The organism is Ramlibacter sp., from assembly GCA_019635435.1.
Classification (GTDB): domain Bacteria; phylum Pseudomonadota; class Gammaproteobacteria; order Burkholderiales; family Burkholderiaceae_C; genus JAHBZM01.
In genome coordinates this window covers 3,022,585-3,047,172 of the sequence record JAHBZM010000001.1, presented here as the reverse complement: position 1 = coordinate 3,047,172, position 24,588 = coordinate 3,022,585, and the positions used below count along the sequence as shown (strand labels likewise).

General features: G+C 67.9%; 24 protein-coding genes and 1 riboswitch. Of the genes, 17 read left to right on the top strand and 7 right to left on the bottom strand.

Annotation, left to right across the window (positions count from 1 at the left end; translation table 11 throughout):
• Positions 1–18: 18 nt before the first annotated feature.
• Genes KF796_14750 through KF796_14740 form a run of 3 tightly spaced genes read right to left on the bottom strand, consistent with a single transcriptional unit; the run spans position 19 to position 4,242 of the window.
• Positions 19–462, bottom strand: coding sequence for a GNAT family N-acetyltransferase (locus KF796_14750; GenBank protein MBX3587894.1), 444 nt, complete (start codon positions 460–462; stop codon positions 19–21).
• Positions 459–3,548, bottom strand: coding sequence for an FAD-binding protein (locus tag KF796_14745; protein MBX3587893.1), 3,090 nt, complete (start codon positions 3,546–3,548; stop codon positions 459–461). Before KF796_14745 ends, KF796_14750 begins: the two co-directional genes overlap by 4 nt.
• A 1-nt stretch (position 3,549) precedes the next feature.
• Positions 3,550–4,242 carry a GntR family transcriptional regulator gene (locus KF796_14740; protein ID MBX3587892.1) on the bottom strand — a complete coding sequence of 231 codons (693 nt, stop codon included), beginning with the start codon at positions 4,240–4,242 and terminating at the stop codon, positions 3,550–3,552.
• 158 nt (positions 4,243–4,400) lie between these two features.
• Between KF796_14740 and KF796_14735 the strand changes: the two genes are divergently transcribed.
• From KF796_14735 to KF796_14710, 6 genes are all read left to right on the top strand, one after another.
• Complete coding sequence (locus tag KF796_14735) at positions 4,401–5,642, top strand: aminotransferase class V-fold PLP-dependent enzyme (GenBank protein MBX3587891.1); 1,242 nt, start codon at positions 4,401–4,403, stop codon at positions 5,640–5,642.
• Positions 5,643–5,719: 77 nt separating this feature from the next.
• A complete protein-coding gene (locus KF796_14730) occupies positions 5,720–6,739 on the top strand; it encodes a TRAP transporter substrate-binding protein (GenBank protein ID MBX3587890.1) in 1,020 nt (339 codons plus the stop codon).
• A 3-nt stretch (positions 6,740–6,742) separates the two neighbouring features.
• Complete coding sequence (locus tag KF796_14725; protein ID MBX3587889.1) at positions 6,743–7,249, top strand: TRAP transporter small permease; 507 nt, start codon at positions 6,743–6,745, stop codon at positions 7,247–7,249.
• Positions 7,250–7,274: 25 nt separating this feature from the next.
• Entirely contained in the window at positions 7,275–8,552 is a 1,278-nt protein-coding gene (locus KF796_14720; protein MBX3587888.1) for a TRAP transporter large permease, read from the top strand.
• Between the two features lie 6 nt (positions 8,553–8,558).
• On the top strand, positions 8,559–9,335 hold the full coding sequence (locus tag KF796_14715; GenBank protein ID MBX3587887.1) for an enoyl-CoA hydratase/isomerase family protein: 777 nt from the start codon (positions 8,559–8,561) through the stop codon (positions 9,333–9,335).
• 56 nt (positions 9,336–9,391) lie between these two features.
• Positions 9,392–10,576: a CoA transferase gene (locus KF796_14710; GenBank protein MBX3587886.1), complete on the top strand. Its 1,185-nt coding sequence runs from the start codon at positions 9,392–9,394 to the stop codon at positions 10,574–10,576.
• A gap of 23 nt (positions 10,577–10,599) precedes the next feature.
• Here the strand turns inward: KF796_14710 and KF796_14705 are convergent, their stop codons facing one another.
• From KF796_14705 to zapB, 3 genes are all read right to left on the bottom strand, one after another.
• Entirely contained in the window at positions 10,600–11,415 is an 816-nt protein-coding gene (locus tag KF796_14705; GenBank protein ID MBX3587885.1) for a sulfite exporter TauE/SafE family protein, read from the bottom strand.
• Between the two features lie 281 nt (positions 11,416–11,696).
• A complete protein-coding gene (locus KF796_14700; protein MBX3587884.1) occupies positions 11,697–12,044 on the bottom strand; it encodes a cell division protein ZapA in 348 nt (115 codons plus the stop codon).
• On the bottom strand, positions 12,044–12,256 hold the full coding sequence (zapB, locus tag KF796_14695) for a cell division protein ZapB (GenBank protein ID MBX3587883.1): 213 nt from the start codon (positions 12,254–12,256) through the stop codon (positions 12,044–12,046). The genes KF796_14700 and zapB overlap by 1 nt, the downstream gene beginning before the upstream one ends.
• Positions 12,257–12,292: 36 nt before the next feature.
• A riboswitch (cobalamin riboswitch) is annotated at positions 12,293–12,540 on the top strand.
• A 69-nt stretch (positions 12,541–12,609) separates the two neighbouring features.
• Here zapB and KF796_14690 point away from each other — a divergent pair.
• Genes KF796_14690 through cobT form a run of 11 tightly spaced genes read left to right on the top strand, consistent with a single transcriptional unit; the run spans position 12,610 to position 23,550 of the window.
• Positions 12,610–14,430 carry a TonB-dependent receptor gene (locus KF796_14690; GenBank protein MBX3587882.1) on the top strand — a complete coding sequence of 607 codons (1,821 nt, stop codon included), beginning with the start codon at positions 12,610–12,612 and terminating at the stop codon, positions 14,428–14,430.
• Positions 14,431–14,434: 4 nt separating this feature from the next.
• Complete coding sequence (locus tag KF796_14685) at positions 14,435–15,244, top strand: ABC transporter substrate-binding protein (GenBank protein ID MBX3587881.1); 810 nt, start codon at positions 14,435–14,437, stop codon at positions 15,242–15,244.
• On the top strand, positions 15,237–15,821 hold the full coding sequence (gene cobU / locus KF796_14680) for a bifunctional adenosylcobinamide kinase/adenosylcobinamide-phosphate guanylyltransferase (GenBank protein ID MBX3587880.1): 585 nt from the start codon (positions 15,237–15,239) through the stop codon (positions 15,819–15,821). The genes KF796_14685 and cobU overlap by 8 nt, the downstream gene beginning before the upstream one ends.
• A complete protein-coding gene (locus tag KF796_14675; protein ID MBX3587879.1) occupies positions 15,818–16,669 on the top strand; it encodes an ABC transporter substrate-binding protein in 852 nt (283 codons plus the stop codon). The genes cobU and KF796_14675 overlap by 4 nt, the downstream gene beginning before the upstream one ends.
• Positions 16,670–16,683: 14 nt before the next feature.
• Complete coding sequence (locus KF796_14670) at positions 16,684–17,694, top strand: iron ABC transporter permease (GenBank protein ID MBX3587878.1); 1,011 nt, start codon at positions 16,684–16,686, stop codon at positions 17,692–17,694.
• Positions 17,691–18,479, top strand: a complete 789-nt coding sequence (locus KF796_14665; GenBank protein MBX3587877.1) for an ABC transporter ATP-binding protein — start codon at positions 17,691–17,693, stop codon at positions 18,477–18,479. The genes KF796_14670 and KF796_14665 overlap by 4 nt, the downstream gene beginning before the upstream one ends.
• Before the next feature lie 21 nt (positions 18,480–18,500).
• Positions 18,501–19,070 (top strand): cob(I)yrinic acid a,c-diamide adenosyltransferase, encoded by a 570-nt coding sequence (gene cobO / locus KF796_14660; GenBank protein MBX3587876.1) that lies wholly within the window; start codon positions 18,501–18,503, stop codon positions 19,068–19,070.
• The gene (gene cobD, locus KF796_14655) at positions 19,070–20,020 is read left to right on the top strand and encodes a cobalamin biosynthesis protein CobD (protein MBX3587875.1); all 951 of its coding nucleotides are present in this window, start codon (positions 19,070–19,072) and stop codon (positions 20,018–20,020) included. Before cobO ends, cobD begins: the two co-directional genes overlap by 1 nt.
• Positions 20,020–21,012, top strand: a complete 993-nt coding sequence (locus KF796_14650; protein MBX3587874.1) for an aminotransferase class I/II-fold pyridoxal phosphate-dependent enzyme — start codon at positions 20,020–20,022, stop codon at positions 21,010–21,012. The genes cobD and KF796_14650 overlap by 1 nt, the downstream gene beginning before the upstream one ends.
• A 25-nt stretch (positions 21,013–21,037) precedes the next feature.
• Positions 21,038–22,486 (top strand): cobyric acid synthase, encoded by a 1,449-nt coding sequence (locus KF796_14645; GenBank protein MBX3587873.1) that lies wholly within the window; start codon positions 21,038–21,040, stop codon positions 22,484–22,486.
• A 14-nt stretch (positions 22,487–22,500) separates the two neighbouring features.
• On the top strand, positions 22,501–23,550 hold the full coding sequence (gene cobT / locus KF796_14640) for a nicotinate-nucleotide--dimethylbenzimidazole phosphoribosyltransferase (GenBank protein ID MBX3587872.1): 1,050 nt from the start codon (positions 22,501–22,503) through the stop codon (positions 23,548–23,550).
• Positions 23,551–23,586: 36 nt separating this feature from the next.
• On the opposite strand, the gene KF796_14635 is transcribed toward cobT, so the two are convergent.
• Positions 23,587–24,573, bottom strand: a complete 987-nt coding sequence (locus KF796_14635; GenBank protein MBX3587871.1) for a tripartite tricarboxylate transporter substrate binding protein — start codon at positions 24,571–24,573, stop codon at positions 23,587–23,589.
• Between the last annotated feature and the right edge of the window lie 15 nt (positions 24,574–24,588).

Below are 24,588 nucleotides of genomic sequence, written 5' to 3'. Positions count from 1 at the left end.
GGCCTGGCTCCGCAGCGCTCAGCTTTTCAGCACATACCGCACAAAGCCGTCGGCTGGCGTGAACTGGTCGTACAGCTCGCGGGCAATGGCGTTGTCCTGGTGGGTCACCCAGTAGATCCGGGCCCAGCCTTCGGCGCGCATGGCGTTGCGCAGCCATTCGATCATGGCCTTGCCCGCCCCCTGACCGCGGGCCTCGGGCGCCACGTAAAGGTCTTCGAGGTAACACACGGCCTGCAGCTCCCAGGTGTTCTGGTGCACCACGCAGTTGGCGAAGCCGACCACCGTGCCGCGCAGCTCGGCCACGATGCACATCACCGAGGCGTCCGGGTCCAGGATGCGCGTCCAGGTGTGCTGGGTGACGGCGTCGCTCACGCTGGCGTTGTAGAAGTCGCAGTAGCCGCGCCAGTGTTGGCGCCAGGCGGCTTCGTCGGAAGGCAGGGCAGGGCGGATCAGCGGGCTCATGCGCCCAATTGTGCCGCGAGCAATTGCGCCACGTGAATGGCATCGCGCCCGGCGCCGTCGCGGATCTGGTGGCGGCAGCTGGTGCCGTCGGCCACCACCACGGCGTCTGGCTGCTTGCGAACGGCTGGCAGCAGGCTGAGCTCGGCCATCTGCATGGACACCTCATGGTGGCTGGCTTCGTAGCCAAAGCTGCCGGCCATGCCGCAGCAACTGCTTTCGATCAGTTCCGGCTCGGCGCCCGGTATCAGCCTGAGCACTTCCAGAATGGGGCTGACTGCGCCAAAGGCCTTCTGGTGGCAATGGCCATGCACCAGCAGCGGTTGGGTCATGGGCCGCAGGCTGGCCTTGAGGGGATCGAGTCGGCCCGCGAGGGCTTCGCGGGCCAGGAACTCTTCCAGCATCAGGGCCTGGCCAGCCACGGTCTGCGCTGCCGCACCCAGGCCCATGGCCAGCGTTTCGTCGCGCAGCGTCAGCAGGCAGGATGGCTCAAGCCCGACGATGGCGATGCCGCGCTCGGCGAAGGGCAGCAGCGCGTTGACCAGCTCAGCGGCTTTGGCGCGGGCCTGGGCCACCATGCCGGTGGCCAGATAGGTCCGGCCACAGCACAGGTGGCCGCCGTCGTCTGCTCCTGATTTTGTAGCAAGGTGTGCAGTGTAGCCGGCCGCTCCAAGCACTTTCAGCGCTGAACTGACGTTGTCGGACTCGAAGTGGCCATTGAAGGTGTCCACGAACAGCACGACCGGCCTGGCTGCCGCCAGCACCTGCTCGCGCGTGGCCCCGGGCGCGCTGGCGTTGAAGGCATGGCGACGTTGCCATTGCGGCAGGCTGCGCCGGGCCGAGAATCCCAGCACCTGCTCCCCCAGGCTGGCCAGCCAGCCCCAGCGGTTGCGCAGGTTGAGCAGGGGCGCAAACCGGCTGGCCCAGCGCGCGTACTCGGGCAGGTAGGCCACCGCCTTGTCCCGCAGCGTGTGGCCGTGGCGTGCCTTGTAGTGGTGCAGGAACTCCACCTTCATCTTCGCCATGTCCACGCCGGTGGGGCAGTCGCGCTTGCAGCCCTTGCAGCCCACGCACAGGTCCATGGCCTCGCGCACGGCCTCGCTGGTCAGGCCGTCCTGCGCGCCAATGCCTTCCAGCTGGCCGGACAGGGCCAGCCGCAAGGTGTTGGCGCGGCCGCGGGTCAGGTGCTTCTCGTCGCGTGTCACGCGGTAGCTGGGGCACATGGTGCCGGTGTCGAATTTGCGGCAGTGCCCGTTGTTGTTGCACATCTCCACGGCCTTGGCAAAGCCCTGGGCCGGATCGCCACCGGTGCCCGGGGCGGTGGTGCGCTCGGTCACGGGGTCGTTCTGCACGTTCCAGGCGCTCCAGTCGAGCGCGGGTGTGAGCGGAATCACCCGGTAGCTCGGCGGGAAGCGCATCAGCCGCGTGTCGTCCATGCGTGGCGGGTCGATGATGCGCTGGGGGCTGAACAGGTTGATCGGGTCGAAGAAGGTCTTGATCTCGCTGAAGGCCTCATTGATTTTTGGCCCGAACTGCCAGCCGATCCATTCGCCGCGGCACAGGCCGTCGCCGTGCTCACCGCTGTACGCGCCCTTGTACTTGCGCACCAGGGCCGCGGCTTCCTCGGCGATCGCGCGCATCTTGCTGGCGCCGCCCTGGGGGCCGTCCTGGCGCATGTCCAGGATCGGCCGCACATGCAGCGTGCCGACGGACGCATGGGCGTACCAGGTGCCCTTGCTGCCGTGACGGCGGAACACCTGGGTCAGCGCGTCGGTGTATTCGGCCAGGTGCTGAAGCGGCACCGCGCAATCCTCGATGAAGCTCACGGGCTTGCCGTCGCCCTTGAGGCTCATCATGATGTTGAGCCCGGCCTTTCGGACTTCCCAGAGGTTTTTCTGCGGCACCTCGTCGGTCATGCGCACCACCGAGCCGGGCAGGCCGAGGTCGCCCATCAGCTCGACCAGCCGGTCCAGCTGGCGCACCAGCGCGGCCCTGTCGGCGCCGGAAAACTCCACCAGCAGAACCGCATCGGGCTGGCCGATCACGGCGGTGCGGATGATGGGCGCGAAGGCGGGGTTCTGCAATGACAGCTCGATCATCGTGCGGTCGACCAGCTCCACCGCGGTCAGTGTGCCGTCACCCAGCCTGACGATGTGCTGCGCCGAGTCCATGGCCTGGTAGAAGGTGGGAAAGTTCACCACCCCGAGCACCTTGGCCTTGGGCAACTCGGCCAGCTGAAGCGTGAGCGAGCGCGTGACGGCCAGCGTGCCCTCGCTGCCCACCAGCAGGTGGGCCAGATTGACGGAGCCATCGCGGGTGTAGGGCTTCTCGCTCTGGTTGTGGAAGATGTCCAGGTTGTAGCCGGCCACCCGGCGCAGCACCTTGGGCCATTGGCGCTCGATCTCGGGGCGCAGGTTCATCGCCAGGTCGCGCACCCAGCGGCCCAGGTCACGTGCATGCCCGGTGCAGTCCTCGTAGCGTTCGAACCGGTGCAGCGCGCCGTCGGAGGTCCAGGCCTGTGCGCCGAGCACGTTGTGCACCATGTTGCCCCAGGCGATGCTGCGGCTGCCACACGAGTTGTTGCCGGCCATGCCCCCCAGCGTGGCCTGCGCGCTGGTGGACACGTCAACGGGGAACCAGAGGCCCAGCTTCTTCAGGGCGGCGTTGAGATGGTCCAGCACCATGCCAGGCTCCACCACGGCCGTGCGCGCCGCGGCGTCAAAGCTCAGGATGTTGCGCACGTGCCTGGAGCAGTCGATCACCAGCCCGGCCCCCACGGTCTGGCCGCACTGGCTGGTGCCGCCGCCGCGCGGCACCACCGGCACCTTGAGGTCGCGGCAGATGTCGATGGCGAGCTGGACGTCGTCGGCACTTTTGGGCACGAACACCCCGACCGGCATGACCTGGTAGATCGAGGCATCGGTGGCGTAGCGCCCGCGGTCCGCGGGCGAGAACAACACCTCGCCCTGTGTTTCGCTGCCCAGGCGGGCCGCCAGCCGGCCCGCGACTTCGTTGCTCGCATGCGAGACCGCGTCGTAGGCTGCGCCGGCGTTGTCGCGTGTGACGGCCAGGGGGAGCGGGGCGTTCATCTCAGGCGCCCTCGCGCAGCGCCGCGGGTGCTTCGCGGCGCAGTTGCTCCACCACCACGTCACGCTTGTGCTCCAGGTGCGCCACCAGCACCTGGCGCATGCCGGCGGCGTCGCGCGCCGCCAGGGCTTCGACCATCTGTTCATGCTCCTTGACGGCACGCCGCCACTTGTCCTCGTCCTGGTTGGAGCGAAAGCGCAGGGCCTGCAGGCGGGCATTGACCTGCCGGTAGGTGGCGGTCAGCACCGGGTTCTTGGCGGCGGCGTTGATCGCGCTGTGGATCTGCGCGTTGAGCCGGTAGTAGTTGGACAGGTCGCGCCGGGTCCAGGCGGCCATCATCTCGAACTGCATGGCCTTGATCTCGGCCAGTTCGGCGTCGGTGATGCGTTGCGCCGCCAGTTCACCGGACTGGCCTTCCAGCCCGGCCATGACCTCGAAGGTGTTGAGAACGTCGCTCTCGGTGAGCTCCACGGCAATGGCGCCCCGGTTGGGCAGCAGTTCCACCAGGCCTTCGGCGGCCAGCATCTTGATGGCTTCACGCAGGGGCGTGCGGGACACACTGAGCACCTCGCTGAGTTCACGCTCGTTGAGTTTGGCACCCGGGGCAATGCGGCTTTCCACCAGCATCTGGCGCAGCCGATTGGCCACCTGTTCATGCAGCGCGGTGCGCGGGATCGAGATGATGTCTGCGGTCATATGGCAATTTTGTATGCAAATTGTTTAGCTGTCAAAACCGTACCGGAAGGATTTTCTGGAATTTACATTGATGAATGAGCTGCGAGCCTGGGTAATCCGGGTTGACAAATGAATTTTGTATGCAAAAAATGATGCTCGTTGATCTGAAAGCCTTTGACATGTTGACGCTTGACTACCATCCCACGGGGCGGCACTTTCTCCAGATTCCTGGCCCTTCGCCCGTGCCGGACCGCATCCTGCGGGCCATGAGCCTGCCGACCATCGATCACCGCGGCCCCGAGTTCGGCGCGCTCGGACTCAAGGTGCTGGCCGACATCCAGAAAATCTTCCAGACGCGGCACCCGGTGGTGATCTATCCGGCGTCGGGCACCGGTGCCTGGGAAGCGGCGCTGAGCAATGTGCTGAGCCCGGGCGATGCCGTCCTGATGTACGAGACCGGACACTTTGCGTCGCTGTGGCACAAGATGGCGACCCGCCTGGGTGTCAAGCCCGAGTTCCTGGCGCTGCCTGGCGCGGAGCACGGCGTGCCCGCCAGCTGGCGCCGTGGGGTGCAGCCGGAGTTGATCGAGGCGCGGCTCAAGGCCGACGGCCAGCAGCAGATCAAGGCGGTGTGCGTGGTCCACAACGAGACCTCCACCGGCGTGACCAGCGACATTGCCGCGGTGCGCCGCGCCATCGACGCGGCCGGCCACCCGGCGCTGCTGCTGGTGGACAGCATTTCGGGCCTGGCCAGCGCCGACTACCGCCATGACGAATGGGGCGTGGACGTGACGGTGAGCGGGTCGCAGAAAGGCCTGATGCTGCCGCCGGGCATGAGCTTCAATGCGCTGTCGCCCAGGGCCATCGAGGCCAGCAAGGCGGCGACCCTGCCCAAGGCCTTCTGGGCCTGGGACGAAATTGTCGAGATGAACAAGGGCGGCTACTGGCCCTACACGCCCAATACCAACCTGTTGTACGGCCTGAGCGAGGCCTGCGACATGCTGTTGGGCCAGCCCGGTGGTCTTGAAGCGGTGTTCGCGCGGCACCGGCGCTGGGGTGAGGGCGTGCGCGCCGGCGTCCGGGCCTGGGGGCTTGAGATCCAGTGCGCTGATGCGGCTGTTTATTCCCCCGTGCTCACCGGTGTGATCATGCCCGAGGGGGTGGACGCCGATGCCGTGCGCAAGCTCATCTACGAGCGCTTTGACTGCTCGCTGGGCACCGGCCTGGGGCGGGTCAGGGGCCGCATGTTCCGCATTGGCCACCTGGGCGACTGCAATGACCTGACCCTGCTCGCGGCGCTCGCGGGCTGCGAGATGGGGCTCAAGCTCTCGGGCGTGCGGCTCGCGGGCTCGGCGGTGCAGGCAGCCATGGATTATTTTGCAGCCCACCCTGTGGCGCTGCCGTTGCTCAAGGCAGCCTGAAACCCGGAAATCACGCCACGCGCTGTCCGGTCGTGTGGCCTGTCGCCAACCACGGACACAACCTATAAGGAGACATCATGAAAGCTCACTTCATTTCCGCCGCCACAGGCGCACGGTTGCGCTCGCTGGCCGGCATTTCTGTGGCTGCCTTCGGGCTCGCACTGGCCAGCCAGGGCGTGGCGCTGGCGCAGACCGAACTCAAGCTGGGGCATGTCGGCGAACCAGGCTCGCTGTTCCAGGCCAGCGCCGACGAGTACGCCAAACGCGTCAACGCCAAACTGGCCGGCAAGGTGAAGATCGTGACCTACGGCTCCAGCCAGCTGGGCGGCGACAAGGAGATGATCCAGAAGCTCAAGCTGGGCACCATCGACATGGCTCTTCCTTCGACCGTGATGACCTCCGAGGTGGACCTGTTCGGCATTTTCGAGATGCCCTACATCGTCAAGGACCGGGCCCACATGGCGAAGATCGAGAAAGAGGTGTTCTGGCCCAGCATCGCGCCCGAGACCGAAAAGAAGGGCCTCAAGGTGCTGGCTGTCTGGGAAAACGGCTACCGCCACATCACCAACAACAAGAAACCCATCAAGGTGCCGGCCGACCTGGGCGGCATCAAGCTGCGGGTGCCCGAAGGCAAGTGGCGCGTGAAGATGTTCCAGACCTACGGCGCCAACCCGAGCCCGATGAAGTTCTCCGAACTGTTCACCGCGCTGCAGACCGGGGTGATGGACGGCCAGGAAAACCCGTTCACACAGATCTACTCGGCCAAGCTGCAGGAAGTGCAGAAGTACCTCTCGCTGTCGGGCCACGTCTACACGCCGGCCTACCTGGTGGTGGGCTCGCGCCGCTACGGCACGCTGCCCGCCGATGTGCGCAAGGTGCTGGAAGACACGGCGCGCGAGACGCAGGCCTATGTCTATGCCACGGCTGTGCAGCAGGAAACCGAACTGCTGGCCAAGCTCAAGCAAAGCGGCATGCAGGTCAATGAGGTGGACAAGGACGCGTTCATCGCCGCCAGCAAGCCCATCTATGACGAGTTTGGCCAGGACGTCGCCGGCGCCAAGCCGCTGATCGACAAGGCCGTGGCCCTGGGCAAGTAAGCCATGCAGCGATTTCGCGAACGGTACGGACTTTTCCTGGAGTGGGTGGTCATGGCGCTCATGGCCATCCTGTTCCTGGAGGTCACCCTGGGCATCGTGTTTCGCACGCTGGGACACTCCCTGGTCTGGTATGACGAAGTGGCTTCGGTGCTGCTGGCCTGGCTCACGTTCTACGGCTCGGCGCTGGCCTCGGTCAAGCGCGCGCACATCGGGTGCCCCGAGCTGGTCGACCAGTTGCCGCCCGGCGGGCGCCGCCTTGCCGGTTTGCTGGGCCAGGTGCTGGTGATCGGCTTCTTTGCGCTGCTGGGCTGGGTGGGCGTGACCATCATGCCGGTCCTGTCCGGCGACTCGATGGTCAGCCTGCCCTGGGTGCCCATGAACGTCGTGCAATCGGTGATTCCGATTTCCTCCGCCTTGATCCTGCTCGCTGAAGTGATGTACTTCATCGACCTGCTCAGTCCCCAGCCTGCGGCCGGTGGCGCCACTGCGCTGTCTGACGGCCTGCACTGAAATTCCAGGAACCCCCATGGCCACCATGCTGATCCTGTTCGGCGCCGTCCTGGCGCTGGTGCTTGTGAACATTCCGATTGCCGTTTCGCTGGGCATCGTGGCCGTGGCGGCCATGCTGGCCAGCCATGGCCTGGACTCCCTGCCCAACGTGGCGCTGGTGGTCTACAACGGCGCCACCAACTTTCCGCTGCTGGCCATTCCGCTGTTCATCCTGGCCGGCGCCATCATGAATGCCTCGGGCATCTCGCGGCGGCTGGTGGCGTTTGCGTCCTCGCTGTTTGGCTGGGTGCGTGGCGGGCTGGCCCATGTGTCGATCGGCTCGTCGCTGTTCTTCGCCGAAATCTCGGGCTCGGCCGTTGCTGATGTAGCGGCGCTGGGCTCGATCCTGATCCCGGGCATGAAGGCCAAGGGCTATCCGGGCCCATTCGCGGCCGCCGTGATGTCGTCGTCGGCCACGCTGGCCGTGATCATCCCGCCCTCGATCCCGATGATTCTTTACGCCGTGATGGCCGAGACCTCGGTGGTGCAGATGTTCGTGGCCGGCATCGTGCCCGGCATTCTGGGCGCCATCGGTCTCATGGCCGTGGCCAGCTTCCTGGCGCGCCGCTACAACCTGCCGCGCGACGAGGCCTTCTCGATCCGGCGCGTGGGCAAGACCGGGCGCGAGGCGCTGTGGGCCTTTGCGCTGCCCATCATCATCCTGGGTGGCATCTTCGGCGGCGTGGTCACGGCCACCGAAGGCGCCGCACTGGCCGTGCTGGCGGCGCTTTTCATCGGCCTGGTGGTGTACCGGGAGCTGGACCTCAAGCATCTGCGTGCGGCGGTCATGGAAGGCGGCGTGCAGACGGCCGTGGTCATGTTGCTGGTGGCCACCAGCGCGTTGCTGGGCACCTACCTGACCGAGGTGCAGGCGCCGCAGGCACTGGCCAAGGCAGTGTCGGATTTCACCTCCAACAAGTGGGTGGTGCTGGCGCTGCTCAATGTGCTGTTCCTGTTCCTGGGCATGTTCCTGCACTCGGCGGCGGCCATCATCCTGGTGATTCCCATCGTGATGCCGCTGGTGCGCTCCGTGGGCATCGACCCGGTGCACTTTGGCCTGATCGTCACCATCAACCTGGGCATTGGCCAGCAGACGCCGCCCGTGGCCAGTGTGCTGATGGTGGCCAGCTCGATTGCCAAAGCCTCGGTGTGGGACGTGAGCAAGGTCAACATTTGGTTCATCGGCGTGCTGGTCGCTGTGTTGCTGCTCGTGACGTATGTGCCGGTCACCGGGATGGGCCTGGTGCAGCTGTTCTACCGGTAGCGCACGATGAGCGAAGGCACAGTCCATCTGCGGATCGAGGGCCCGATTGCTTCGGTGGTCTTTGACCGGCCCGAGGCGCGCAATGCCATGACCTGGGCCATGTACGAGCGCCTGTTGGCCATCTGCGCGCAGCTGCAGGCGGATGCCAGCGTGCGCGTGGTGACTTTTCGCGGCGCCGGCGGCGAGGCTTTTGTGGCGGGCACCGACATTGCGCAGTTCCAGAGCTTCGCCAGCGGTGACGATGGCGTGGCCTACGAGCGCCAGATCGACCACTGCATGGCGCTGCTTGAAGCCCTGCCCATGCCCACGGTCGCGCTGGTCGAAGGCTGGGCCATTGGGGGCGGGCTGGCCATCGCCACGGCCTGTGATTTCCGCGTTGCCACGGCGGGCGCGCGCTTTGGTGTGCCCATTGCCAAAACCCTGGGCAACTGCCTGTCGGTCGGCAACTTGGCCCGGCTGGTTGGCGCATTCGGCGCGCCCCGGGTCAAGCGCATGCTGTTGCTGGCCGAACTGCTGCCAGCCGATGAGCTGCTGGCCAGCGGCTACCTCACCGCGGTGTGCGCCGCAGCCGACCTGGAAGCCACCGCCGCGCGCCTGTGCGAGCGGCTTGCCTCGCTGGCGCCCGTGACACAGGCCGTTTCCAAGGAGGGGCTGCGGCGGCTTGCCACCCATGCGTTGCCCGAGGGCGAAGACCTGATCCGTCGCTGCTATGGCAGCGCTGATTTTCGCGAAGGGGTGTCGGCCTTCGTGGCCAAGCGGCCTGCGGCCTGGAAAGGCATCTGAAATTCATGACCACGCCGACGAAAAATCCGCCAACCCACACCGGCCCCCTGGCCGGCATGCGTGTGCTTGACCTGACGCAGATCATGGCAGGCCCGACCTGCACCATGATGCTCGCCGACATGGGCGCCGACGTGGTCAAGATCGAGAAGCTGCCCGGCGGCGACGACTCCCGCGGCTACCGGGACCCGCGCGTCAATGGCGTGTCGGCGCCGTTCATGATCATGAACCGCAACAAGCGCGGCCTGGCCCTCAACCTCAAGCTGGCGCAAGGCCGTGAGGTGTTGCTGCGCATGGCGCGGCAGGCCGACGTCATCGTTGAAAATTTCCGTGGCGGTACGCTGGAAAAGCTGGGTCTGGGCTTTGACGCCCTGCTGGCGGCCAACCCCGGCCTGATCTGCTGCAGCATCTCGGGCTACGGCCGCACCGGGCCTTATGCCGACAAGGGCGGCTTCGACCTGATCGCGCAGGGCTTCTCGGGGCTGATGTCGGTCACCGGCGAGCCCGATGGCCCGCCGGTGAAGACCGGCAACCCGGTGTCCGACATGAACGCCGGTGTGCTCGCCGCCACGGGCGTGATTGCAGCGTATGTGCACAAGCTCAAGACCGGGCAGGGGCAGATCGTTGACACCTCGCTGATGGACGCGGCGCTGCAGCAGACCTGCTGGCATGCGGCGGTGTTCTTTGCGACGGGCAACTCACCCCGGCCCACGGGGTCGGCCCATTTGCTCACGGCGCCTTATCAGGCCTTCAAGGCCAGTGACGGCTGGATCAACATTGGCGGCGCCAACCAGGCCAACTGGGAACGCATTGCCGAGGTGCTCGGCCATCCGGAATGGCGGGACGACCCGCGCTACGCCACCAACAGCGACCGCATGGCCCACCTGGCGCCGCTGGTGGAGGCGATGAACGCCGTGCTGGTCACACGCACCCGCGCCGAATGGACAGCCGCGTTTGACGCGGCCGGTGTGCCGGTGGGGCCGGTGCACAGCATTGGCGAGGCGCTCACGCATCCGCAGACGCTGGCTCGGGGCATGGTCGTGGACCTGGTGCACCCGCAGGCGGGGCCCACGCGTGCCGTGGGCTGCCCGGTGCACTTCTCGGCCACGCCGACGCAGGTTACCCGGCCAGCGCCCCTGCTGGGCGAGCACACGCGCGAGCTGTTGAAAGAATACGGCTGCAGCGATGCCGAGATCGATGCACTGCTCGAGGCCGGCGTGATCGGGCAAGCCGGCCCGCTGTAGCGCGCCAGCGCCACGGCCGCGGCCTACCCGCGCAGGCCCTTCCACAGCATGTAGGCCGCCAGCAGGTACAGGATGCTGGCGAAGATGCGCTTGAGCTTGCTGACCGGCAGCGCGTGCGCGGCCCTTGCGCCCAGCGGTGCCGTGAGGAAGCTGGCCACGGCAATCACGGCCAGCGCCGGCAGCCAGATGTAGCCAAAGGAGTGCGGCGGCAGGTTCTGCACGTTGTGGCCGCTGATCACATAGCCCACCACATTGGTCACCGCAATCGGGAAACCCAGTGCGGCCGACGTGGCCACCGCGTTGTGCATGGCCACGTTGCACCAGCTCATGAAGGGCACGCTGATGAAGCCGCCGCCCGCGCCGACCAGGCCCGACAGAAAACCGATGGCGCCGCCCGCGCCCAGCTGGCCGGCCGTGCCAGGCAGCTGGCGCGTGGCCGCCGGCTTCTTGTTCAGGAACATCTGCGTGGCCGAGAAGCCCACGAACAGGCCGAACACGATGGCCAGGTAGCTGCCCTTGAGCAGCGCGAACACGCCCAGGCTGCTGACCAGGCTGCCGATCACGATGCCCGGCGACAGGTTGCGCACGATGTCCCAGCGCACCGCGCCGCGCTTGTGGTGGGCGCGCACGCTGGACAGCGAAGTGAACATGATGGTGGCCATGGAGGTGGCAATGGCCATCTTGACCGCCAGATCCGGCCCCACGCCGCGTGACGACATGATGATGGTGATGAAGGGCACCATCATCATCCCGCCGCCGATGCCCAGCAGGCCCGCGAGAAAGCCGGTGCCAACGCCCAGCAGGGCGAGTTCGAGGATCAGAAGCGGTTCAAGCGTCATGGGGAGGGGTGCCGGGTGGGGGGAAGAAAAGGTGTCTGCAAGTGCCACCGGACCGGCATCCTGAACCGGGGTTCAGGTGGGCTAGGTCAACCTGGCGTTGGGTTCATCTGACGCGAGATGATCACGCTCACCAGGGGATGTTCCAGGCCCGGGCTCTATGAGCATTGGTTCAAGGAAATATAAAGCCCAGCATGCACTGCAGACGCTTTGCATTGTAGGCGCTTCGGTCCCCACACGCACTGCAAAACCATGTTGCAGCGTGCAGCGCACGCCACACCAAGTCAGAGCAGGCGGCCGTCAGTTCCCAGGGCCTGGTCCAGCCGCTGCAGCAGGCTGGCCAGTCGGGCATCAGGCGAGGCATCGGACTCGTGGCCATTGCCGGGGAATTCGGAGTTGGCAAAGCCCGAGGCCTGGAACGCGGGCTGGGCGGGCCGCTCGGCCACGTCAAACGCCAGGTTCAGCGCGGCCAGTACGGCAATGCGGTCGCGGGCCTTGACCTTGCCCGCGTCGCGGATCTTGCACATGGCAGTGTCGACCTTCTCGACCGCTTCCAGCAAGCGGCTGTCGCCGCCCTCGGGGCAACCCAGCAGGTAGCTCTGGCCCATGATCTGCACTTCAAGCTGCTTCATCAGGCGGCGTTCCGGATTTCGGGCAGGCGTTCAAGCAGGGCATCGACACGCGCGCGGGCGGCCGAAAGACGCGACTTGAGTGAATCGCGCTCATGGGTGAGCGCTTCGACCTGTTCGGTCAGCAGCGCGTTGGTGCGCTGGAGTTCTTCATAGCGCACCAGCAGCCGCTCCACGCGTTCCGCGATCTGGTCGATTTGGGCAGTGCTGGCCATACAGCGACTGATTGTAGGGTTTGTGACAGATTTCAACCCTAAAATGTCGCTGTTGGTGCTCGCGGTGTGGTTCACATGCCGCAGTTCAACGGGAAGCAGGAGGGTCGGTCATCACATGCGTGCGGTGGTCAGCCTAACCTGCGCTGCCCCCGCAACGGTAAGCAGACGGGCCTTCGGGCCCTGCCTCCATCTCTCAAGCCACTGGGCGCGTCGAACAGGCGTCTGGGAAGGCGATGGCGGTTGTTCTGTCAGCCCGGATACCGGCCAACAAGGTGGCTGCGCGCCTGCGCGCGGCTGTGACGCTCATGCACCGGCGGGGAAGCCGGTGAGAGCTTTTGCCTGTTTGAACTCTCATGAACTTTCGCACCCGTTGCGCGCCTTTGGCCCTGCTGCCTCTGGCCGCCGCATCTTCTTCATTGGCCCAAACCCGGCCCGCGGCCCCGCCCGCGCTCCATGAAACGGTGATCACCGCCACCCGCACGCCCACACGGGCCGACAGCCTGGTGAGCGAGGTCGTTGTGATCGAGCGCGCCGACATCGAAAAACTCGCCGGCCGCACCTTGCCGGAAGTGCTGACGCGCGCCGCGGGCCTGCAGTTCAGCTCCAACGGCGGCCGCGGCAAGGTGAGCAGCGTCTACACCCGCGGCACCGAGGCGCGCCACACCATCCTGCTGATTGACGGCGTGCGCTACGGCTCGGCCACCTCCGGCACACCGGTGTGGGAGAACCTGCCGCTGGACGCGATCGAGCGCATCGAGGTGCTCAAGGGCCCGGGCTCGTCGCTGTACGGCAGTGACGGCGTGGGCGGTGTCATCCAGATCTTCACCCGCAAGGGCCGCGAAGGCTTTCACCCCTATGCCCAGGTGGCGCTGGGCTCCGATTCCTACAAGCAGGCGGGCGCCGGCTTTTCGGGCGGGCAGGGCGCCGTCAGCTACTCGCTGGGCGTGCAGGCACTGGACGACAAGAGCTTTTCCAGCACCAACCCGTCGGTGCCGTTCAACAACTACAACCCTGACCGCGACCCTTTCAAGCAGCAATCGATCAACGCTGGCGCCGCCTGGCAGCTCACACCCGACTGGAAGCTGGACGGCGGCCTGCTGTACTCCGACGGCGTGTCGCATTACGACGATGGCCCGGGCCGCGACACCCAGAACAACGTGCGGGCCCAGACCCTGCGCGCCGCGCTGATCGGCAAGTTCGCGCCCGGCTGGAAGACGCAGTTGCAGGCCTCGCAGAGCCGGGACATCTCCAACGCCACCGTGGCCAGCTTTCTGCCCAGCGACTTCATCAGCACGCAGAACCAGCTGTTCTGGCAAAACGATGTGGACACGCCGCTGGGCGTGGCGCTGTTTGGCGTCGAGCGGCTGGCTCAGAAAGTGGAGGGCTCCACCGCCTACGCGGTGACCGACCGCAGCATCACCTCGGCCTTTGCCGGCCTGAATGGCGAGGCCGGCCCGCACAGCTGGCAGGTCAACCTGCGGCGCGACCGCAACTCGCAGTTCGGCAACGCCACGACCGGTTTCGCCGGCTACGGCTACCAGATTACACCGCAGTGGCGCGTGCATGCCTCGCACGGCACCAGCTTTGTGGCGCCCTCATTCAACCAGCTGTACTACCCCGGTTTTGGCACGCCGACGCTGCAGCCCGAGAAGGGCAAGAACACCGACCTGGGCGTGACCTGGAGCGCCAATGGCCACACCGTCAAGCTGGTGCGCTATGACAACAGGATCCGTGGTTTCATCCCCAGCGGCCCGTTGCCGGCCAACGTGCCCCAGGCACGCATCAAGGGCTGGACGCTGGGCTACGACGGCAGCGTGGGCGCGCTGGGCGTGCGGGCGTCTGTGGATTCGCTTTCGCCGCGCAACGAGGTCACCGGACGCAAGCTGCCGCGCCGCAGCGACCAACAGGTCACGCTGTCGCTGGACTACGCCACCGGCCCCTGGAAGTTCGGCACCTCGGTGGTTCATGCCGGCGAGCGCTTTGACGACGCGGCCAACACCTTCCGGATCGCGGGCTACACCACGGTGGACCTGTATGCCGACTACGCCATCGCCAAGGACTGGTCGCTCGCGGCCAGCCTGCGCAACGTGGGCGACCGCGACTACCAGACGGTGCGCGGCTACAACCAGCCGGGGCGGGGTGTGTTCGTCACTCTTCGCTGGCAGCCAAAATAGGAACATGAGCTTCCTGATTCAGGGCCCCCAACGCATCGTCTGCCTGACCGAGGAGACGACGGAGTGGCTGTACCTGCTGGGCGAAGAGGCGCGCATCGTGGGCATCTCGGGCTACACGGTGCGGCCGCGCCGCGCGCGTGAAGAGAAACCCAGGGTCAGCGCCTTCCTCAGCGCGAAGATCGACAAGATCCTCGCGCTGCGGCCCGACTGCGTGTTCGGCTTCTCCGACCTGCAGGCCGACATCGCGGCCGAGCTGATCCGCCACGGTGTGCAGGTCACGGTGTTCAACCAGCGCGGCGTGGACGAGATTTTTTCCATGCTGTACCAGGTGGCGGCCATGGTGGGGCAGGCCGACCGGGGCCTGGCCCTGCTTCAGGACATGCGCGCGCGCCTGGGCGAGATGCAGGCCGCGGCCCGTGCGCTGCCGCGCCGCCCGAAGGTGTTTTTCGAAGAGTGGGACGAGCCGCACATCAGCGCCATCCAGTGGGTGTCGCAGCTCACGGGCATCGCGGGCGGCGACGACATCTTTCCCGAGCTGGCCACGCAGAGCCTGGGCAAGAACCGCATCATTGCCGACGGCGCCGAGATTGTGCGGCGCAACCCCGACATCATCATCGGCTCGTGGTGCGGCAAGAAGTTCCGGCCCGAGAAGGTGGCGGCGCGCGCGGGCTGGCAGGACGTGAGCGCGGTCAAGAACGGCCAGCTTTTCGAGATCAAGTCCGCCGACATCCTGCAACCCGGTCCCGCCGCGTTGACCGATGGCGTGGCGCAGTTGCATCGCATCGTCACCCAATGGGCGCAGCAGCATGCGTGAACTGATCCTGGGCGGCCAGCGCAGCGGCAAGTCGGCACGCGCGGAAACGCTGGCGGCCCAGTGGCTCGCGCGGTCGCCGGCGCACGGCGCGGTGTTCATCGCCACCGCCCAGGCCTGGGACGACGAGATGCGCGAACGCATTGCGCGCCACCAGCGTGACCGCGCGCAGCGCCTGCCCGGCATGCAGACGGTGGAAGAACCGCTGGCCCTGGCCGAGGCGCTGGCGCGGCACAGCCGGCCGCAGACGCTGGTGGTGGTCGATTGCCTCACGCTATGGCTGACCCACCAGCTGATGCCGGCTGCTGGCGTGCCCGATTCCGGCGTTTTGGAGTCAAACAGGGCTGGAGTCCAGGACGGGCGGCCACTTTCAGCTAGCTTTTTGATAGCACTTCAACAGTCCACCGGCCCCGTGGTGCTGGTCAGCAACGAGATCGGCCTGGGCGTGATCCCCATGGGGCGCGAGGTGCGGGCCTTTGTGGACGCGCTGGGCCGGCTCAACCAGCAGGTGGCAGCGGTGTGCGACCGCGTCACGCTGATGGCGGCGGGCCTGCCACTCACCCTCAAGAGTCCTGAATGAAATTGTTCTGGCTGACCCTGCTGCTGTGGACGACCGTGAGCGCGCAGGCGCTGCAGGTCACCGACGACCGCGGCGTGACCGTCACGCTCGCGCGCACGCCGCAACGCGTGGTCACGCTGCTGCCCTCGCTGACCGAGACCGTGTGCGAGCTCGGCCAGTGCCAGCGGCTGGTGGGCGTGGACCGCTACTCCAACTTTCCGGCCGAGGTGCGCAAGCTGCCCCAGGTGGGCGGCGGCATCGACCCCAATGTGGAGGCCATCGTGGCGCTCAGGCCCGATGTGGTGCTGGCGGCCATTTCGTCGCGCGGCATCGAGCGGCTGGAAGCCCTGGGGCTCAAGGTGGTGGCGCTGGAGCCCAAGACGGCCGCCGACATTCAGCGCGTGCTTGGAAAGATTGGCCAGGTGCTTGAGGTGCCCGATGCGCAGCGCATCTGGCGCACCATCGACGCCGGCGTGTCGGCGGCCGCGCAGTCGCTACCGCCTTCGGCGCGCGGCGTGCGGGTGTACTTTGAGGCCAGCCGGGGGCCGTATGCCGCGGGGCAAAGTTCGTTCATCGGCGAACTGCTCACGCGCCTGGGCGCGGGCAACATCATCGCGCGCGAGCTGGGCCCGTTCCCCAAGATCAACCCCGAGTACGTGGTGCGCGCCAACCCCGATGTGATCATGATCAGCGAGCGCAATTCGGCCGACCTGGCGCTGCGACCGGGCTGGGCGGGCATCCGTGCCATCCGCGAGAAGCGGCTGTGCGTGTTCACGGCCGAGCAGGCCGATGTGCTGGTGCGCCCCGGCCCGCGCATGGCCGAGGCCGCGCGGCTCATGGCCCGTTGCCTGACCTCGGCCACGCGGTGAAAGGCAAGCACGGCATGCCCCACATCCACCGCAAGGCGATGCTGCTGGCCCTGGCGCTGCTGCTGGCCAGTGGCGCGGCGCTGCTGGTCGGCGCGGGCGTGGGCAGCACCGGGTTTGACAGCGTGCTGCGGGCCCGCCAGGACCCCGTGGCCTGGCAGATCATCTGGGACATCCGCGTGCCGCGCACCCTGGGCGCCTGGCTGGCCGGCGCGCTGCTCGGGCTGGCGGGCGCGGTGGCGCAGGGCTTGTTCCGCAACCCGCTGGCCGACCCGTTCTTGCTGGGCAGCGCCTCGGGCGCCTCGCTGGGCGTGGCGCTGGCGCTGGCGCTGTTTGGCGGCTCGCCGTTCACCACGCAGTGGCTGGCCAGGCTGGGCTTGACGGGCGCCGCGTTTGCCGGCGCGGTGGCCGGCGTGATGCTCACACTGGCGCTGGCGCGCGGTGTGCAGCACACGCTGCGCCTGCTGCTGGCCGGCGTGATCGTGGGCGTGGTGCTCAGCGCCGCCAAGGACCTGATCACCATTGCCGTGCCCGACATCCTGCAGGCCATGCAGGCCTTCATGCTGGGCAGCACCGGCTTTGTGGGCTGGACGGCCTGCGCCATCATGGCCGGCATGCTGCTGCCCGCGCTGGCCGTGGCCTGGGCACTGAGCCAGGTGCTGGACGGCCTCACGCTGGGCGAGGCCACCGCCCACAGCCTGGGCCTGCCGCTGGCGCCGCTGCGCGCCGCGCTGGTGGCGGTGCTGGCGCTGGCCACCGGCACGGCGGTGGCGCAGGCCGGGTTGATTGCCTTTGTGGGGCTGGCCGCGCCGCACCTGGTGCGTTCCATCGTCAAGACCACCCACGGCCGGCTGATCGTGCTCAGCGCGCTGATGGGCGGCCTGCTGCTGATGGCGGCCGATGTGCTGGCCCGCTGGCTCATCGCACCACAGGAGCTGCCCGTGGGCGTGCTCACGGCCGTGCTGGGCGGCAGCTACCTGCTCTGGCTGATGCACAGGCGCACCGGCGGCCGCGGAGGCTTGCTGTGAACACCGGGCCGGCGCTTGCTCCACATTCCATAGCACTGGGTGCCCGCGGGGTGCGGGCCAGCCTCGGAAATACCGAGGTATTGCACGGCATCGACCTGGCGCTGGGTGCCGGCTGCTGGACCAGCATCGTCGGCCCCAATGGCGCGGGCAAGTCCACTTTGCTCAAGGTGCTGGCCGGGCTGTTGCCCTTCACCGGCGAGGTTCAACTGATGGGGCAGGCGCTGGCCACGCTGCGTGGCCGCGAGCGGGCCCAGCAGATGTCCTGGCTGGGGCAGAACGAAGGCGGCTCGGACGACCTGACGGTGTGGGACGTGGCCATGCTGGGCCGCCTGCCGCACCAGCCCTGGCTGGCCACGCCATCGGCCGCCGACCGCGCCGCGGTGGAGCAGGCGCTGCGCGCCTGCCAGGCCTGGGACTGGCGGGAGCGCCCGCTGGGCCAGCTGTCGGGCGGTGAGCGCCAGCGCGTGCTGCTGGCCCGGGCGCTGGCGGTGCAGGCCCGGGTGCTGCTGATGGACGAGCCGCTGGCCAACCTGGACCCGCCGCACCAGGCCGACTGGCTGCTGCTGGTGCGCGCGCTGGTGGCCGCGGGGCAGACCGTGATCAGCGTGCTGCACGAAACCTCGATCGCGCTGCAGGCCGACGACATGGTCGTCATGGCCGCCGGCCGGGTGGTGCACCACGGCAACTGCAACGACCCCGCCACCCAGGAGGCCCTGGCCCGCGTGTTTGACCACCGCATCACCATCCACCGGCTCGACGACCAATGGGTCGCCGTGCCCCGCTGAGCCTTTTCATGAGAACGCCCCATGCAGATTGAAACCCCGCCCTCCGCCAAGCCCTATGACAAGCCCGAAGGCGAACGCCGCGGCATCGTGATCGTCAACACCGGCGACGGCAAGGGCAAGAGCACCGCCGCTTTTGGCCTGGCCTTGCGCGCCCATGGCCGCGGCAAGGCCGTGAAGATCTACCAGTTCATGAAGGTGCCCACTGCGCGTTTTGGCGAGCACCGGATGTTCGAGCAGATCGGCATCCCGATCGAGGGGCTGGGTGACGGCTTCAGCTGGAAGAGCCAGGACCTGGCGCATTCGGCGCAGCTCGCGCGCGACGGCTGGCAGAAGGCCAGCGCCACCATCATGGCGGGCGGGCATTTTCTGGTGGTGCTGGACGAAATCACCTACCCTTTGATCTACGGCTGGCTGCCGCTGGACGAGGTGCTGGCAACCCTGCGCAACCGGCCGAAGGAGGTGCATGTCTGCCTGACTGGCCGGCGTTGCCCGCCCGAGATCATTGAGCTCGCCGACACCGTGACCGAGATGACCAAGATCAAGCACGCTTTCAACGCAGGGGTGCCCGCGCAACGGGGCATCGAGGACTGATGGGCCTGTGGACCGCGCTGGGGGCCCTGTGGCTGGCGCTGGCCATTGACCACCTGTGGGGTGAGCCGCGGGCGAGGTGGCACCCCGTGGTGTGGATGGGGCATTACCTGGTGGCTGCCGGGCGCCGCATCGCGCCGGGCACGCCTTCGAACGGCCCGGACTGGCGGGCCTTCTGGGCCGGCGGCCTGGCCTGGAGCCTGGGGCTGCTCGTGGTGCTGTTGCTGGCCAATCTCGCGGTGGCGTTGCTGATGCAGCTGCCCTGGTGGGGCACGGCGCTCGGCCTGGGCCTGTTGCTCAAGCCCATGCTGGCCTGGCGCATGCTGGCCGGCGAAGCAGCCGCAGTGGAGGCGGCGCTGCACCAGTCGCTCGATGCGGGGCGGGCCCGCCTGGCGCACCTGGTCAGCCGCGATGTCTCGCAGCTCACCGAATCCGAAGTGCGCGAAAGCGCCATCGAGTCGCTGGCCGAGAACCTGAGCGACTCCGTGGTGGCCCCCATTTTCTGGTTCGTGCTGCTGGGCCTGCCGGGCGCCGCGGCCTACCGCTTTGCCAACACCGCCGATGCCATGTGGGGCTACCTGGGCCTGCACGGCGGGCGCTACTGGACCTGGGCCGGCAAATGGGCGGCGCGCGCCGACGACCTGCTGTCCTGGCTGCCCGCGCGCCTCACGGCCCTGTTGCTGGGCCTGGCCGCCGGTGGCCTGCCTCCCGGCAAGCTGTGGCGCGAAGCGGCGCGCACGCCGTCGCCCAACAGTGGCTGGCCCATGGCGGCCATGGCGCTGGCCCTGGGCGTGTGCCTGCGCAAGCCGGGCGTCTATGCGCTCAATGCCGGCCAGCGCCTGCCGGTGGCTGCCGACATGCGCCGGGCCTGCGCGCTGGCGGCCAAAGCGGTGCTGGGCTGCCTGCTGATCGCCTGTGCCTTTCTTTTCCTGACGACATCGACCACGACCTGATGCGCCCACCCGACGATTTTTCTGCCCGCATCCATGGTGGCCCCGACGCGCTGGGGGTGCCGCTACATGACTTCTCGACCAACGGCAACGCCTGCGGCCCCTGCCCGGGGGCCCAGGTGGCCATGGCACAGGCCGATGCCTCGCGCTACCCCGACGCCAGCTACGCTGCCTTGCGCCAGTCGCTGGCCGAGTTCCACGGGGTGGACCCGGCCCGGCTGGTGCTGGCGGGCAGCGCCAGCGAATTCATCTTCCGCTTCACGGCCTGGGCCGCGCGCGCGGGTGCGCGCCGGGTGACCGTGCCCGTGCTGGCCTATGGCGACTACGCCCAGGCAGCAGCAGCCCATGGGCTGCAAGTGGTGCGCACCGCCGGGGCCGCTGACCTGCACTGGGCCTGCGACCCGGGCAGCCCGCTGGGCGCGGCCCAGCAGGGGCTGGCGGCCCTGGTGGAAGCGGCCGCCCCGGGCAGCGTGGTGCTGGACCGGGCCTATGAGCCGCTGCGCCTGTCGGGTGACCTCGCGCTGGATGTGGAGGCCCTGGCCAGGGTCTGGCAGCTGTGGACGCCCAACAAGGCGCTCGGGCTCACGGGCGTGCGCGCGGCTTACGCCATTGCACCGGTGGCGGCCGGCGACGCCGTGCGGGCCCTGGACGCGCTGTGCCCGTCCTGGCCCCTGGGTGTGCACGGGGTGGCGCTGCTGGAAGCCTGGTGCACGCGCGCCGTGCAGCAGTGGCTGGCCGGCAGCCGCCAGACCCTGCGGTCCTGGAAGTCGCGGCAGCTGGCGGTGTGCGAAGCGCTGGGCTGGCACGGCCTGGCCAGCGACGCCAACTTTTTCTGCGCGCGACCGGGTGAGGGGCTGTCGCTGCAGGGCCTGCGCAGCCGTGGCATCAAGTTGCGCGACACCCATTCCTTTGGCCTGGCCAACCACGTGCGCCTGAGCGTGCAGCCGCCCGGCGCGCAGGATGCCCTGGCCGCTGCGGTGAGGGCGCTGGCATGAGCGCCCGCTGGTCGGAGCTCGCCCCATGACCGCCCGTTGCGTGATGGTGCTGGGCACCACCAGCGGCGCCGGCAAGAGCTGGCTCACCACGGCGCTGTGCCGCCACTACGCGCGCATGGGCCTGAAGGTGGCGCCGTTCAAGGCGCAGAACATGAGCAACAACGCAAGGGTGGTGCAAGGCGGCGAGATCGGAAGTGCGCAGTACTTTCAATCGCTCGCGGCCAGGGCCGAGCCCGAGGTGCGCATGAACCCGCTGCTGCTCAAGCCCGAGGCCGACACGCGCAGCCAGGTGGTGCTCATGGGCCAGGTCAACGCCGAACTGTCGCGCATGGCCTGGCGTGGGCGCAGCGCCAGCGTGTGGCCGGTGATCGCGCAGGCGCTGGACGCGCTGCGCGCTGAAAACGACGTGGTGGTGATCGAAGGCGCGGGCTCGCCTGCCGAGATCAACCTGCATGACAGCGACATCGTCAACATGCGCGTGGCCCTGCACGCGCAGGCGCGCTGCCTGCTGGTGACCGACATCGACCGCGGCGGCGCCTTTGCCCACCTTTATGGCACCTGGGCGCTGCTGCCCGAGGCCGAACGCGCGCTGATCCACGGCTTTGTGCTCAACAAGTTTCGCGGCGATGCGGCGTTGCTGGCGCCTGCGCCCCAGCTGCTGCAGGACAAGACCGGCACCCCCACCGTGGCCACGTTGCCCATGTGGTGGCAGCACGGCCTGCCCGAGGAGGACGGTGTGTTTGACGACAAGACCCGCGCGGCCGGCGCCGTCACGCGTACCGTGGCCGTCATCGCCTGGCCGCGCATCAGCAATCTCGATGAATTCCAGCCGCTCAAGAACGTGCCCGGCGTGCGCCTGGTCTGGGCGCGTACACCGGCCGACTGCGCGGGTGCCGACTGGGTCATCCTGCCCGGCAGCAAGCACACCAGCAGCGACCTGGCCTGGTTGCGCGCGCAGGGGCTGGACCGCGCGGTCACCGAACACGCCGCGCGGGGTGGGGCGGTGCTGGGCGTGTGCGGCGGCCTGCAGATGCTGGGCGAGGCATTGATCGACACCCATGGCATCGACGGCAATGCGCCCGGTTTGGGTCTGCTGCCCCTGGTCACGGTGTTTGACGCCGACAAGACGGTACGCCGCACGCAGGCCCGGTTTGACGCGCTGCGGGGCTCGTGGGCCGGCTTGTCGGGCGTCGCCGTATCGGGCTACGAAATCCACCACGGCCAGACCGCGCAGCACCCGGCCATGGCGGCCGCGGGTGACGTGGCGCAACCCGTTATGCCCCATGGCCTGGCCTGGCAGAACGCCGCCGGCAATGTGCTGGGCTGCTATTTGCACGGCCTGTTTGAAGACCCCGCCGTGCTGCAGGCCCTGTTTGGCGCAACCGCGCCCACCCTGGACAGCGTGTTTGACGGCCTGGCCGATTTCATCGAGGCGCATTTCACCCCTGGCGTGCTTCGCTCCCTCATCCATTGACAACCCAAGGCACCATGCATCTTCCTGATCTGCCAGACCTCGCCCAACCCGAACTGGCCCAACGCCTGCGGCACAAGCTCGACCAGAAGACCAAGCCGCTTGGCTCGCTCGGGCGACTCGAAGCATTGGCCCTGCAGCTGGGCCTGATCCTGGGCACTGAAACGCCGCAACTGGCGCAGCCGCAGATGGTGGTGTTTGCGGGCGACCATGGTCTGGCGGCCCGTGGTGTGTCGGCTTATCCCAGCGACGTGACCTGGCAGATGGTCGAGAACTTTCTGGCGGGCGGGGCGGCCGTCAGCGTGCTGGCGCGCCAGCATGGCCTGAGCCTCACCGTGGTGGACTGCGGCGTGCGCCACGAGTTTGCGCCACGGCCCGGGCTGCAGGTGCGCAAGATCGCACCCGGGACGGCGGATTCTCTGGAAGGCCCGGCCATGACCGCCGCCCAGTGCGATCAGGCCCTGCGCCATGGCATGGAACTGGCCAAGGGCTTGCCCGGCAACGCGGTGCTGCTGGGTGAGATGGGCATAGGCAACACCTCGGCTGCGTCCCTGCTGCTGGCGCGGCTGGGGGGCCACGACGTGGCCGAATGCACGGGCGCCGGCACCGGGCTGGATGGGCCTGCCGTGCAGCGCAAGATCGGGGTGCTGCGCCAGGTGCTGGCACGCCATGCGGGCGCAACAACGCCGCTTGAAGCACTGTCGGCATTCGGCGGGTTCGAGATCGCCACCATGGTGGGCACCGTGTTGCAGGCAGCCGCCGAGCGCCGGGTGATTGTGGTGGACGGGTTCATCGCCTCGTCCGCCGTTTTGGTGGCCTGTGCCTTGCAGCCGCGGGTGTTGCAGCGCTGCGTGTTTTCACACCGCTCGGGTGAAGCGGGTCACGGCCTGATGCTGCGGCATCTGGGGCCGTCCGCGGGCGAACCAGCCGTGGCGCTGCTCGATCTGGGCCTGCGGTTGGGCGAGGGCTCGGGCGCCGCGCTGGCCTGGCCGTTGCTGCAGTCGGCCTGTGCCATCCTGCGCGAGATGGCGAGCTTCGAGTCAGCGGGGGTGTCGGGCAAGAGCTGAGATCCGTCTGAACCCCTGCCAGATGCCTCGGCCGGTTCAGTCGAGTTGAATACCGGAACGCGCCACCGCGGCACGGTATCGGGTGATCTCTGAATCCATGACTTCCCGCAGCGCCAGCGGCCCGAGCAAGACGGCTTCCATGGACTGCAATGCGAGCTTCTTGCGCACCTCGGGCTCTGCCATGACAGCGGTCAACGCCTTGAGCAGGGCGTCCCGGATGGGCAGTGGCAGCCCGGCTGGGGCGGCGACCGCGTACCAGGCATCGAGCACAGCCGAACCCAGTTGCAGTTCACCCAGCGAGGGCACGGCGGGCATGAGCGGCGAGCGCTTGTCGCTGATGACAGCGAGCGCGCGCAGCTTGCCCGACTGGATGTGCGGACGGGCCGATGCCATGGTGTCTATACCCATGCTGATGTCGCCGCGAATGGTGCCAATCGAGGCCTCCGAACTGCCCTTGTAGGGGATGGGTGCGAGTTTCACGCCCGCTGCATTTCCCAGCAGTTCACCTGCCAGGTGAGGCGCCGAACCTGCACCAAAGGTGCCATAGGTCACTACGCCAGGATTGGCGGCAGCCTTGGAAAGCACGTCTTTCAGGGTCTTGTAAGGACCACTCCCCGAGGTCACCAGCACCAGCGGCGCTCGCGCCACCATGGCCACGGGCGTGAGCTGTTTGAAAGGGTCATAACTCAGTCTCCGGCGAACTGCCGGGTTGACGGTGTAGCTGCTGGAGCCCGAGAACAGCAGGGTGTAGCCGTCGGCATCGGCGGCGCTCACCGACACCACGCCAATCGCGGTCGAGGCGCCCGGCTTGTTCTCCACCACCACGGGCTGCCCGAGTCGCACGGCCAGCCGTTCGGCCACGATGCGTGCTGCCAGATCGGTGCCACCGGCAGGCGGAAACGGCACCACCAGTTTGACGGGTCTGGCCGGCCAGGTCTGTGCCAGCGACAACGCGGGGAAACTCAGGGAGCCAACGGCGCTGGCAAGGGCGCCCAGCGCGAGGCGGCGCGAAGTGAAAGGCATGGATATCTCCGGTGG